The following is a 13111-nucleotide window of genomic DNA, read 5'->3' as shown; positions in this document are numbered from 1 at the left end:
ATGCCTGCCGTCCTATCCGCCCGCCGCCTCGCCGCGGCCGGTCTCCTGGCCCTGACGATGACCGTCGCGGCCCCCCTGGCGCCGACGCCACTCGCCGCACCGTCCGCCCATGCGGCGGAAAAGGGGGTGTTCTTCCCCGAGAGCTTCAGCCTGTCGAACGGCATGCAGGTGGTGGTGATCCCCAACCATCGTGTGCCGGTCGTGACCCACATGGTCTGGTACAAGGTGGGCGCCGCCGACGAGGAACGCGGCCAGTCCGGCATCGCGCACTTCCTGGAACACCTGATGTTCAAGGGAACGGACGTCATCCCGCCCGGCGAGTTCAGCCGGATCGTCGCCAAGAATGGCGGGCGCGACAACGCCTTCACCAGCTACGACTACACCGCCTATTACCAGAACGTCGCCCGCGACCGGCTGGAGATGGTGATGCGGATGGAGGCCGACCGCATGGCCAACCTGAAGCTGACCGACGCGGTGGTCTATCCCGAACGCGACGTCATCATCGAAGAGCGGCGCCAGCGCATCGAGAACGAACCGGCCGACCGGATCGGCGAGCAGATCAACGCCACCATGTTCGTCCATCACCCCTACGGCACCCCGGTGATCGGCTGGCCGCAGGAGATGTCGACCCTGACGCGGGAGATGGCGGAGCAGTTCTACAAGACGTGGTACACGCCCAACAACGCCATCCTGGTGGTGTCCGGCGACGTCACGGCGGCGGAGCTGAAGCCGCTGGCGGAACGCTATTACGGCGCCATCCCCGCCCGCCCGGTGCCGGAGCGCAAGCGCGTGACCGAGCCGCCGCTCACCTCCTCCCGGCAGGTGGTTCTGCGTGACGAGGAGGTGCGGCAGCCGTCGGTCCGCCGCATCTGGACCGCGCCGTCCTACCGCCTCGATCCCGACCATCAGGCTTACGCGCTGCAGGTGCTGTCCGAGATCATGAGCGGCGGCACCACGTCGCGCCTCTACCGCAGTCTGGTGGTGGACCAGAAGCTCGCCACCTCGGCCTGGCTCGGCTACGGCCCGACCGCCTGGGACATGGCGACGCTCAGCGTCGGCGCCAGCCCGGCCGCCGGGGTGCCGATGGAGAAGCTCGAATCGGCGCTGTGGGCGGAAATCGACAAGCTGATGAAGTCCGGCGTGACGGAGGAGGAGGTCGCCACCGCCCGCAAGCGCATGCTGGCCGCCGCGGCCTATGCCCGCGACAGCCTGACCGGCCCGGCCCAGACGCTGGGCGCGGCGCTCGCCACCGGCCAGAGCATCGACGACGTGGAAAGCTGGCCGGTGCGCATCGACGCCGTCACCGCCGATCAGGTCAACGCCGCCGCCCGCGCCGTGCTGAGCCAGACCAACCACGTCACCGGCCTGCTGCTGCCCCCGACCGGAAAGGACAGTTGAGGATGAGCGCGCGTCACATTTCCATGCGGTCGGGCATCGCCGCGTTCTTCCTCGCCGTTGTTGCCGTCGCCCTCCCTGGCGCCCTGCCCGCCCACGCGATGGACATCAAGCGTGTGGTCAGCCCCGGCGGGATCGAGGCGTGGCTGGTCGAGGACCACAAGGTTCCGGTTCTGGCGCTGGAATGGGCCTTCGAAGGCGCCGGCGGCACCGACCCCAAGGGCAAGGAGGGGCTGGCGAACCTGACCTCCACAATGCTGGACGAGGGTGCTGGACCATACGACTCGCAGGCGTTCCAGGCGCGGCTGCAGGACAAGGCCATCGCGCTTGGCTTCGATGCCGGGCGCGACGGCTTCAGCGGTTCGATGCGCACCCTGACCGAGCACCGCGACGAGGCGCTGGAACTGACCCGCCTGTCCCTGACCGACCCGCATTTCGCGCCCGAGTCCCTGGACCGCATGCGTGCCTCGATCACCGCCAGCCTGAGGCGCGATCTCGCCGACCCCAACTACGTCGCACGGCGCCAGTTCTACGCCACCGCCTTCCCCAACCATCCCTATGGCGACGAGATCCGCGGCACGCTGGACAGCTTGCCGACCATCACGCCGGACGACCTGCGCCGCTTCGTGAAGGGGCAGTTCGGCCGCGACCGGCTGGTGGTGGCCGCCACCGGCGACATCTCGCCGGAGGATCTCGGCAAGGCGCTCGACAAGGTGTTCGGCGGCCTGCCGGCGAAGGCCGAGGTGCCGCCCATTCCCGACGTGACGATGTCCGGTCTGGGCCAGACCATCCTGCTGCCGCGACCGACCGCCCAGACGGTGATGCTGATGGGCCAGCCGGGGGTGAAGCGCGACGATCCCGACTGGTACGCCGCCACGGTGATGAATTACGTGCTGGGCGGCGGCGGCTTCGGGTCCCGCCTGATGGAAGAGGTGCGGGAGAAGCGCGGCCTCAGCTATGGCGTCTACAGCTATCTGATCCCGATGGACCATGCGGCGCTGGTGATGGCCAGCGGCTCCACCGTGAACGCCAAGGCGGGTCAGGCGCTGGACATCATGCGGCAGGAATGGGCGCGCATGGCGAAGGACGGGCTGACCGACCAGGAGATGGCCGACGCCAAGACCTACCTGACCGGCTCCTTCCCGCTGCAACTCGGCTCGACCCAGGCCATCGCCCGCATCCTGCTGCAGGTGAAGCGCGACAATCTGGGCATCGATTACCTGAACCAGCGCGACCGCTACATCAACGCGGTGACCCAGGCCGACATCAAGCGCGTCGCCCAGCGCCTGCTCGATCCGGCCAAGCTGCTGACCGTGCTGGTCGGCAAGCCGGACGGCGTCTCGCCGACGCGGACGATCGACGGCGGGAGTTGAGTGTAGGCTTCGAGTGCCCCCTCCCCATCCCTCCCCCGCATTCGGCGGTGGAGGGGGCAGGATGTTTGGCGGCGTAACGTAAATGCCAAAGCGGCGGCAGTCCCCTCTCCCGCGTTAGCGGGGGAGGGTTAGGGAGGGGGCACCGGTTAGCGCCCCCCTCACGCCAAATCGGGCTGGCTCCCCGGAAAGCACGGATCGCTCGGATCGACCGGATGCCCCGGCACCTTGCCGGGAATGATGCCGATCTGATCGGGCCGCGCTGCATCGTCGCGGTCGTTCTGTTCCTCGCGCTCTTCCGACGGTGGGGTGGCGGGCTTGTCGGACATGGTTTCCTCCTGTTGCGAACCCTCTGACCCACAACAATCCGTCCGCCGTCCGGTTGCACCTCTGGCTGCCCCGCATAGGCCGATAAGCTGCACCAACCGCCGCATTTTGGCCCGTGGCCGTCACCGACGGTCGGTGTTAGGCTCCCCACGCCCCGCAGATGGGCCGCGTCAAAGGACCGCTGACGTCAAGGAGTCCAAAGCATCATGACCGCGCTGACCCGTTCCCCCGCCTGGGCCGCTCTCGCCCGCCACCGCCAGGATATGGCCGGCACGCACATGCGCGACCTGTTCGCCGCCGATCCCGGCCGGTTCAAGGCCTTCTCGATGGAGGCCGCGGGCCTGTTCCTCGACTATTCGAAGAACCGCATCACCCAGGACACGGTCGGCCTGCTGCTCGACCTTGCCCGCCAGCAGGATGTGGAGGGCGCCCGCGCCCGCATGTTCGGCGGCGAGCCGATCAACCTGACGGAAAAGCGCGCGGTCCTGCACACCGCGCTGCGCAACCGCTCCGACCATGCCGTGACTGTCGATGGCCGCGACGTGATGCCGGCCGTCCGCGCCGTGCTGGAGCGGATGGACGCCTTCGCCACTTCGGTGCGCGACGGCGAGTGGCGCGGCTACACCGGCCAGCCGATCACCGACGTGGTGAACATCGGCATCGGCGGTTCCGACCTCGGGCCTGTGATGGCGACGGAGGCGCTGAAGCCCTTCGCCCATGCCCATGTGGCGCTGCATTTCGTCTCCAACGTCGACGGCACCCATCTGGCCGAGCAGCTGAAGTGGCTGGATCCGGAGACCACCCTGTTCGTCATCGCGTCCAAGACCTTCACGACGCAGGAGACGCTGACCAACGCCCATTCCGCCCGCCGCTGGTTCCTGGAATCCGCGCAGGATGAGGCGCATGTCGCCAAACACTTCGTCGCCGTCTCGACCAACGAGGCGGAGGTGCGCAAGTTCGGCATCGACCCGGCCAACATGTTCGGCTTCTGGGACTGGGTCGGCGGACGCTATTCCCTGTGGTCGGCCATCGGCCTGCCGATCATGATCGCCATCGGGCCGGAGCGCTTCGCCGAGCTGCTGGCCGGCGCCCATGCGATGGACGAGCATTTCCGCACCGCGCCGCTGGAGCGCAACATGCCGGTGCTGCTCGGCCTGCTCGGCGTCTGGTACCGCAATTTCTGGGACGCCTCCTCCTACGCGGTGCTGCCCTACGACCAGTATCTGCACCGCTTCCCGGCCTATCTCCAGCAGCTGGACATGGAGAGCAACGGCAAGTCGGTGACCCGCGGCGGCGAGCCGGTGGACTACCAGACCGGCCCGGCGCTGTTCGGCGAACCGGGCACCAACGGCCAGCACGCCTTCTACCAGCTGATCCACCAGGGCACCTCGCTGATCCCCTGCGACTTCATCGCGGCGGCGACCACCCACAACCCGATCGGGGCGGAGGCCGGTGCCCATCACCGCATCCTGCTGTCCAACGTCTTCGCCCAGGCCGAAGCGCTGATGCGCGGCAAGACCGCCGACGAGGTGCGGGCGGAGATGACCAAGGCCGGCAAGCCGGCGGATGAGGTGGAGGCGCTGGTCCCCCACCGTGTCTTCCCCGGCAACCGCCCGTCCAACACCATCATGATCGAGAGCCTGACCCCGGCGACGCTGGGCGCCCTGATCGCGCTGTACGAGCACAAGGTCTTCGTCCAGGGCATCGTCTGGGACATCAACAGCTTCGACCAGTGGGGCGTCGAGCTGGGCAAGCAGCTGGCCAACACCATCCTGCCGGAGATGGAGACCGGCCCGGCCGAGGGGGCGCATGACAGCTCCACCACCGGGCTGATGGCATGGTGGCGGGCGCACCGGTAAGGAACGGCCCGGCTTACGCCAAATATTTGTATGTGTGCGAACGCAATCGGGCGGGACAACCTTCCCCCGATGGCGTTCGGAACATTGCGGTTGCGTTCCGGTTGAAGAGGGAAACGGTCTTTGCACCACCCCTCTCCATCGGAGCGATCCAATGTCCACACGCTTGCGCCTCGCCATCCTGATCTACGGCATGATCCAGGGTGTGGTCTTCGGCATCGGCACCGTCCTGGTCCTGGCGGTCCCCAGCTTTTCCGAGCAGGCGATGACGCTGATGCCCACCGTGGTGATCCTCAGCATCGTGCTTGCCGCCCCCATCGCCTGGTTCATGGCGCCGCGGCTGCGCCTGCGTTTCTGGCAGCGTCGGGAAGAGCGGCAGCAGGCGCCGCGCCGGGTCACGCTGTCCTGACCGCTCAGCCTGCCGCGTCTTCCGCGACCATGGCGAACAGCCAGTCGCGGAAGAACGGCGTGGTGGCTGGCGCGCATCGCGCGTGATGCCTGACCATGTGTGAGGAGCGGAGACGCCGCACAGATTCTCAAATAACTGATGGATAAGAAAATACTTAATCTCTTAAAGACACATTCAGTCAGGTCATAAACTTAGAAAGGTAACTTATTAAAAATAAGTCGTCATAATCATGCTCAGAATTCTTGATGCGCCAGTCTCTCGTGCTTAACATCAGAAGAATGCACCGAGGGGCTGTGAGATGACGAAGATCATTGGGTCGCAGATTCTGCTCGACGCAACCACCGGCATGGTCAAGCCCACCGGGTTACCTGCGCGCGCTTCGTCCACCGTCGCTTCTCAGGCTCCCCCGCGCCCGCCCCTTATGGATATCGTGGATCTGTCCGATGCTGCGCGCCGAACAATGGGGCGTGAACAACCGACAGCCCTATCGGCGGAACGTGATCAGGAGATCCGACGCGTCGGCAGCGCAATTCCGGCAATGTCGGATTGGGCCAGTGCGACAAGCGACTATATGGGAAAGGCCGCCGACGCATTTCGCGCCGCCTTCGGCTTATCCGACAGCATCTCGATCACCTCCGTCGGGGCAGGGACGGCCATGATGGACGCCGTCGCCACCAGCCGGGGAATCGCCAAGCCCAAACTGCCGTCCGTGCTGGCAGAGGCCGGCGAGAGCGAGGCGGGAGCAACTGCAGAGGACCGCAAGGCTGATACAGGCTTCATCGGGTTGAGCATCACCGACCGGCAGGATCCACGGTTTGGCCAAAAGCTGGATGTCGCGTTCAACCGTTCCACCGGAATCGCACCGGAGTCCATGACGCTGGTACGGTTGGATGATCCGCGGAATGGCGGCGCGCTGGCCAAGCTGCTGTCGCCCAACGGCGGAGATGATGCCAGCATGTTCGCGGTCACCGATGGCGGCGCAGGGCAGAACGCGAGAGTCGCCGCCGCGATCCGTTCCGTCGGTATGGACGATTTCGCGACTTCAGCGCTGGCAATCGTCAAGGCGGTCGGCCGCTACTTGCCCGGCTTGGCCGAGAGCGGCACAGGTAGCCAATAAAGCAGGGCGGCTGGGAGCGACGTCGGCTGTAGTCCGACGTCGTGCTTTCACCCTGCCCTCTCAAGCTGCCGCATCTTCCGCGACCATGGCGAACAGCCAGTCGCGGAAGACGCGCATGGTCGGCGTCTCCGGCCGCGACTTCAGTGAGGTCAGCCAATAGGCGCCCTTGCAGACGGTGACGGCGAAAGGCTGCTCGATCAGGCCCAGCGCCAGCGGCCGGCGGAACATCGACACCGGGGCCAGCGCCACCCCCGCCCCCTGGATCGCCACCTCCACCATCAGCGAGGAGGAGTCGAAGACCGGTCCCTTGACCGGCGGCATCGCCGACGGCTCGACCCCGGCGGCGGCGAACCAGCCCGGCCACTCGTCCGACCGGTAGGAACGCAGCAGGGTCTCGCGCCCGACATCGGCCGGTTCGCGCAGCCGCCGGGCGATCTCCGGCGCGCACAGGACCGACAGAGGCGCGTCGAACAGGCGGACCGCATCGGTGCCGTGCCACGCGCCGTCGCCAAAGCGGATGGCGTAGTCCAGCCCCTCCGCCGCGATGTCGACGCGGTTGTTGTTGGTGGACAGGCGCAGATCGACGAAGGGATGCGCCTCACGGAAGCGAGACAGCCTCGGCAGCAGCCAGCCGACGGCGAAAGTGCCGACGGCGCCGACCGTCAGCACCTCGCGGAACCGCCCGCCCTCGAATTGGTCGAGCAAGCCGCCGATGCGGTCGAACGCCTCCTCCAGCGTCGGCAGCAGCGCCCGTCCCTCGTCGGTCAGGGCAAGGCCGCGCGGCAGGCGGTGGAACAGGCTGGCGCCCAGCCGCTCCTCCAGCAGCTTGACCTGATGGCTGACGGCGGCCTGGGTCACGCACAGCTCGATGGCGGCGCGGGTGAAGCTGAGATGCCGCGCCGACGCCTCGAAGGCGCGCAGGGCGTTCAGCGGAAGATAGGGGCGGACCACGGGTTCCCCGGACGGATGCTGGCTGTCGGGGGTGAGCTAGCACCGAATGGGGGGCGGGCTCCAGGGGGATGTGGGGGAATCGTCAGCCGACACCCCCACGAAACACTCACCGCCCCGTCAGCACCTTGCGCGTGTGCAGCGCGATCATCCGTTCCTCGTCGGTCGGGATGACGTAGACCGGCAGGCGGCTGGCGGGGGCCGAGATCTTCGTCGCGTTCGCCTCGTTGGCCGCCGCGTCGATCTCCACGCCCATCCAGGCCAGCTTGTCGCCGACCCGCGCCCGCACCGGGGCGGAGCGTTCGCCGATGCCGGCGGTGAACACCACGGCATCCACCCCGCCCATCGACGCGGCCAGCGCGCCGGTCTCCTTGGCGATGCGGAAGCAGAACAGTTCCACGGCCTCCTGCGCATGCGGGTCGCTGCTGTCGAGCAGGGCGCGCATGTCGTTGGAGATGCCGGACACGCCGAGCAGGCCGGACTTGTTGTAGAGCAGCTTTTCGATGGCACCGGCGTCCATGCCCTTGCGCATCAAGTAGATCAGCACGCCGGGGTCGATGGTGCCGCAGCGGGTGCCCATCGGCAGGCCGTCCAGGGCGGTGAAGCCCATGGTGCTGTCGACGCTGCGCCCGCCATGGATGGCGCACATGCTGGCGCCGCTGCCGAGATGGGCGACGACCACCCGCGAGTCGCCCAGTTCCGGCGCGATTTCCGGCAGACGGCGGGAGATGTACTCGTAAGACAGGCCGTGGAAGCCGTAGCGGCGCACGCCCTCCTCCGTCAGCTCCCGCGGGATGGCGAAGGTTTGTGCCTGCCAGGGCTGGTTGCGGTGGAAGGCGGTGTCGAAGCAGGCGACCTGCGGCAGCTCCGGATGCGCCTCCGCCAGCGCGCGGATGGCGGCGAGGTTGTGCGGCTGATGCAGCGGGGCGAGCGGGACCAGACCGTCCAACTCGTCCAGCACGGCGGAGGTCAGCAGCACCGGGACGGCGTGGCGGACGCCGCCATGCACCACGCGGTGGCCGGCGGCGATCAGCGTCGCCCCCTCCAGCCGCTCCTCGATCCAGTCGAGCAGGTAGGACAGCAACGCCGTGCGGTCGCTGGGTTCACCAGCGCCCCAGCTCTTCTCGGCGAGCGGGCGGCGCTGGGCATCCTTGGCCTCGAACACCGGCTGGGTGCCGATGCCCGAGATCTGGCCGTTGACGGTGACCACCGGATCCCCGCCGCCATGATCCCGGAACACCGAGAATTTCAGGCTGGAGGAGCCGGCATTGATGACGAGGATCGCGTTGGACATGGCGTCGGGCTTTCTCACTCGGCCGCGGCGGCGGCGCCACGGCGGCGGGCGGCGGCCGACAGGACGGCCACGGCGCAGGACGCCAGACGGGTGCGCACATTGTCGGCGCGGCTGGTCAGGATGATCGGCACGCGGGCGCCCAGCACGATGCCGGCGGCGTCCGCATGGGCCAGGAAGGACAGCTGCTTGGCCAGCATGTTGCCGGCTTCGAGGTCGGGGACCAGCAGGATGTCGGCCTGACCGGCGACTTCGGACTTGATGCCCTTGGTGATGGCGGCCTCGCGGCTGATGGCGTTGTCGAAGGCCAGCGGGCCGTCGAGGATGCCGCCGGTGATCTGGCCGCGGTCGGCCATCTTGCACAGCGCGGCGGCTTCGAGCGTCGAGGGGATCTTGGTGTTGATGGTCTCGACCGCCGACAGAATTGCGACGCGCGGCACCTCGACCCCCAGCACCTTGGCGAGGTCGATGGCGTTCTGCACGATGCTGACCTTGTCCTCCAGCGTCGGGTAGATGTTGATCGCCGCATCGGTGATCAGCAGCGGACGCGGGTAGGTCGGGACGTTCATGACGAAGACGTGGCTGAGGCGGCGGCCGGTGCGCAGGCCCGTCTCCTTCCGCACGACCTCGCCCATCAGCTCGTCGGTGTGCAGGCTGCCCTTCATCACCGCCTCGCACTCGCCGATGCGGGCGAGACGCACGCCGGTCTCGGCGGAGGCATGGCTGTGGGCGACGTCGACGATGCGGTAACGGGAGATGTCCAGGCCGAAGGTCTCGGCGACGGAGCGGATCTTGGCTTCCGGACCGACCAGAACCGGGTCGATCAGGTTGGCCTCCGCCGCTTCGACGGCGCCGCGCAGCGAGCTTTCATCGCAGGGATGGACGACGGCGGTCGGCACCGGCGGCAGCGACTCGCACTTCTTCAGCATCAGTTCGTGGCCGTCATGGCGGATCACCTGCACCTGCGGCAGTTCCGCCGCGGCGCGGCGGACCTTCTCGGTCGGGGCGATCACCTCGGCGATGCCGGTCGCCACGGTCTTGCCGTCCTGGTTGGCGGCGAGGCAGTCGAAGACGACCGTCTTGCGCGCCGCATCCTTGGACTTGGCGGTGACCGTCACGGTGACGATGTCGCCCAGCAGGACCGGACGCTCGAACCGCAGATCCTGGCCGACATAGACGGTGCCGGGGCCGGGCAGCAGGGTGCCGAGAACGGCGGAGATCAGCGAGCCCGACCACATGCCATGCCCGACCACCTTGTGGTCGACGGCGTAATCCTCGTCGACATGGGACGGGTTGAGGTCGCCGGACACCGTCGCGAACAGCTCGATGTCGGACATGGTCAGGCGGCGCGACAGGCTCGCCTGCTGACCGATGTGGATTTCCTCGAACGTGACGTTTTCGATCATGGGGCTGCCGTTCTTGCCGGTCGGAACGAGGCCGCTGCGACCCGCCGGGGCGGCGGAGAGGGCGGCGATGGCGGTGTCCATACTAGAATGCTCCTGAAAAGGATCGCGGCGCCCGACCAACGGACCCCGCCTCAAGGCGGCGGAAGCCCGAATGCCGGTGACCGGAACGGATGCCCCGTTGGGCCGAAGCATCCGTCGCGGCGGCAGGCCGTATCCTCCCAAGCCCGGTTCCCGTTGCCGTCGGCGCCCTCCGGGGCATGCCATGGCGACGGGCCGGACTCCGTCTTGTTGGGTTCCTTCGAAGCGGAACCTTCGCTCTCCAAGGATTATCCAAGGAGTGTGCTTGTGCGAAAGCAATAGCCCCTATGGCGAGGGGCCCCAATGACCTACATCAATAAAGTCGCCAAGCTATTGTTGCAGCTGGGTTACTGGGATCGTTTCGGTGCAGTGAGCAGCCGCAGCATAACCGAAACTTGCGCGGACGCGGACGGGAAAAGCGGACCCGCCGGCAGGACTGCCACCATTGCGCGCTGCGGCATGGGGGGAACCGGGACAGGAGACGGGGGACAGCGGCTCACTCCGCCGCGGCACTGCAGGGGCAATGCTGCTCGACCAGCGGCACGCTGACGGCGAAGACGGTGCCGCGCCCCACCTGTGACCGCACGGTGACGGGATGGTCGAGCATCTGGGACATGCGGCGCACGATGGACAGCCCCAGCCCCAGCCCCCGGCCGCTGTCGCGCTGGTCGGTGCCGCAGCGGTAGAAATCCTCGAAGATCGCCGTCATTTCCGCCTTGGCGATGCCGGGGCCGGTGTCCCACACCTCGATGGACAGGCGGAACCCGCCATCGGCGTCGGACCGGCGCCGGCAGCCCAGCAGGATCCGTCCCTCGGTGGTGTAGCGCAGGGCGTTGACCAGCAGGTTGCGGACCATCCGCTCCAGCAGGATCGGATCGCTCTGCACCCGGGCGGAACAGTAAACGGTCCGCAGTTGCAGACCGCGGTCGATCGCCTGATCGCCGATCTCCAGCGACAGCCGGGCGAGGATGTCCTGGACGTCGAATTCCGCAACCCGCGGCTTGACGTTGCCAACCTCCAGCGCGGAGGTGTCGAGCAGGGTGGACAGCAGCGTGTTGCCGGCGGTCAGCGCCTCCCCCAGCTTGTTCGCCACCTCCACCTGCTGGGGATCGTCCAGCTTGCTCATCAGGATGTGGTGGAACAGGCTCATCGCCTGGAAGGGCTGGCGGAGGTCGTGGCTGGCGGCGGCCAGGAATCGGCTCTTCGCCTGGTTCGCCCGCTCCGCCTCGGCATGGGCGCGGGACAGCGCCTCCCGGATCTCGACCGATTCCGTCATGTCGATGGCGGCACAGACGATGCCGGCCACCGCCCCGGTTTCGTCGCGCATCGGCTCCACCGACAGGTCGAGCACCCGCCGGCTGCCGCCATAGGTCACTTCCAGTTCGCACCGGGTGCCGGTGCCGCTTTCGATCACGGACCGCTTGATGGCCGACATCCGCGCCGCCTCGTCCGCCGGAAACAGCTCGGCATCGGTCCGGCCGATCATCCGCTCCGGATGCAGGTCGGTGCGTGGGCAATAAATCCACAGATGCCGCAGGTTGCGGTCCTGGCTGAACAGCGTGACCTTGGAATAGCGCAACGCCAGCCGGAAGCGTTCCTCGCTCTCGCGCAGGGCGCGGGCCATGGCGGCACGGGCACGCGCCTCGGTCCGCAGCAGACGCTTGGTGCGCGCTTCCCGCAGGACATAGGCCGCGACGCCCGCGGTCAGGAGAATCCCGCCGATCAGCATGGTCCAGGCCAACCGGTCGTCCGCGCTGAACAGACGCGCCGCGTCCGGCAGCACATAGAGCCGCCACACCCGCCCGGCGAAGGCGATGTCGCGGACGATGGCGTGCGGCGCCATGGCGCCCGTCAACTGCTCGACGGTGAGGGGGTTGACCGGCGGATGGGGCAGTTCCCCGGGACGGCCGATCATCCCTTCCGCGGCCAGCATCCGTGGCGCGCCCATATCCGGCCGGACCGGCGGCTCCAGCAGATAGACGTCGCCGATGGAAAGGCTGACCCGGCGCACCGCATCCCGCAGCAACTGCCCGATATCGAAACTGGTCCACAGGAAACCGGTGAGCAGATCGCAGACGATGGGCTCGATGAGCCGGCCCGGATCATCTTCGACTTCGCGGGTATAGACCGGCAGGTAGAGCAGCACGGAGTTCTCGCCCAGCTCCGCCCGCAACGGCTCGCCTTCGGCCGCGACCAAACGATTGGAGGCGCAGGACCGCACCAGCACGTCGCGCTGGCCGGCAAGACTGCCCATGTCGAGGCCGATCAGCCCGGCAGCGGACTGTGGTTCGGCCAGCACGTTTACGAACCGGTCGGCTGCCATCCCGGCGGTGCCGTGTTCCCGGACGCCTCCCTCACCGGCATCGCGAACCGCGAACGAGGTGTAGCCCGCCGAGTGCATCGCCCGCTCCAGCAGCGGCGCGTTCCGTTCGGAAATCCGCCGCGCCCAGGCGACCGCCCGCAGATTGGGATAGAGCGGCAGCAGCGGTTCGGCCGCCGATGCGAAGCTCGCCTCCGTCACCGGGGCGGGGCCGGCCAGCGGACCGCTGAGCGCACGCAGCAGCATGCTCTGGCGTTCCAGTCCCGCCTTCAGTTCGTCGTGGAGTTGGATCGCCTGTCGGTCGGCCAGGGCGTGTTCGGCTTGGCTTGTCGCGCTGCGGATCAGCAGAAAGGCCGAAAGCGATAGAAACAGCCCGGCGATGACGATCACCGGCAGCGCCGCCGTCCTTCCCCCCGCCCGATATCGCCGATTCATCCGAACGCCCTCCACCCAACCCGTTCGAACAGTCGCTGTTCAAACCGGATCATAACGAAGGAAAAGCATAAATGGGTATGTTTAAGTTTACCATCAAACCAAAGGAAGAGTTCACTCCACCGATAGGAGGAGAGAAATGAGCTTGCCTTGCGAATAAAC

10 protein-coding genes are annotated in these 13111 nt (G+C 67.6%); 5 read left to right on the top strand and 5 right to left on the bottom strand.

From position 1 onward, the window contains the following. Both FZ029_RS05085 and FZ029_RS05080 read left to right on the top strand, forming a co-directional pair. The gene (locus FZ029_RS05085) at window positions 1–1398 is read left to right on the top strand and encodes a pitrilysin family protein (RefSeq protein WP_149268252.1); all 1398 of its coding nucleotides are present in this window, start codon (window positions 1–3) and stop codon (window positions 1396–1398) included. A gap of 2 nt (window positions 1399–1400) precedes the next feature. Continuing rightward, window positions 1401–2768 (top strand): pitrilysin family protein, encoded by a 1368-nt coding sequence (locus FZ029_RS05080; protein ID WP_149268251.1) that lies wholly within the window; start codon window positions 1401–1403, stop codon window positions 2766–2768. Between the two features lie 158 nt (window positions 2769–2926). Here FZ029_RS05080 and FZ029_RS32900 read toward each other — a convergent pair whose 3' ends face one another. Next, complete coding sequence (locus FZ029_RS32900) at window positions 2927–3094, bottom strand: hypothetical protein (protein WP_188051820.1); 168 nt, start codon at window positions 3092–3094, stop codon at window positions 2927–2929. Between the two features lie 204 nt (window positions 3095–3298). Here FZ029_RS32900 and pgi point away from each other — a divergent pair, with 204 nt between their 5' ends. The 3 genes from pgi to FZ029_RS05065 all read left to right on the top strand — a co-directional run bounded on the left by pgi (window position 3299) and on the right by FZ029_RS05065 (window position 6474). After that, window positions 3299–4951 carry a glucose-6-phosphate isomerase gene (gene pgi / locus FZ029_RS05075; RefSeq protein WP_149268250.1) on the top strand — a complete coding sequence of 551 codons (1653 nt, stop codon included), beginning with the start codon at window positions 3299–3301 and terminating at the stop codon, window positions 4949–4951. Window positions 4952–5102: 151 nt separating this feature from the next. Beyond that, entirely contained in the window at window positions 5103–5357 is a 255-nt protein-coding gene (locus tag FZ029_RS05070; protein ID WP_109073404.1) for a hypothetical protein, read from the top strand. A gap of 298 nt (window positions 5358–5655) precedes the next feature. Then, a complete protein-coding gene (locus tag FZ029_RS05065; RefSeq protein ID WP_149268249.1) occupies window positions 5656–6474 on the top strand; it encodes a hypothetical protein in 819 nt (272 codons plus the stop codon). Window positions 6475–6534: 60 nt separating this feature from the next. Here FZ029_RS05065 and FZ029_RS05060 read toward each other — a convergent pair whose 3' ends face one another. The 4 genes from FZ029_RS05060 to FZ029_RS05045 form a co-directional block, all read right to left on the bottom strand. Beyond that, entirely contained in the window at window positions 6535–7425 is an 891-nt protein-coding gene (locus FZ029_RS05060) for a LysR family transcriptional regulator (protein ID WP_149268248.1), read from the bottom strand. A 106-nt stretch (window positions 7426–7531) separates the two neighbouring features. Continuing rightward, complete coding sequence (locus FZ029_RS05055; protein ID WP_149268247.1) at window positions 7532–8716, bottom strand: acetate/propionate family kinase; 1185 nt, start codon at window positions 8714–8716, stop codon at window positions 7532–7534. A 14-nt stretch (window positions 8717–8730) separates the two neighbouring features. Next, window positions 8731–10119, bottom strand: coding sequence for a bifunctional enoyl-CoA hydratase/phosphate acetyltransferase (locus FZ029_RS05050; RefSeq protein ID WP_149197700.1), 1389 nt, complete (start codon window positions 10117–10119; stop codon window positions 8731–8733). Window positions 10120–10693: 574 nt separating this feature from the next. Continuing rightward, complete coding sequence (locus tag FZ029_RS05045) at window positions 10694–12952, bottom strand: ATP-binding protein (protein ID WP_149268246.1); 2259 nt, start codon at window positions 12950–12952, stop codon at window positions 10694–10696. Window positions 12953–13111: the final 159 nt, after the last annotated feature.

Origin of the sequence: Azospirillum sp. Sh1 (genome assembly GCF_008365135.1) — a bacterium.
Taxonomy (GTDB): domain Bacteria; phylum Pseudomonadota; class Alphaproteobacteria; order Azospirillales; family Azospirillaceae; genus Azospirillum; species Azospirillum oryzae.
This window is presented reverse-complemented; position numbering and strand designations above follow the sequence as displayed.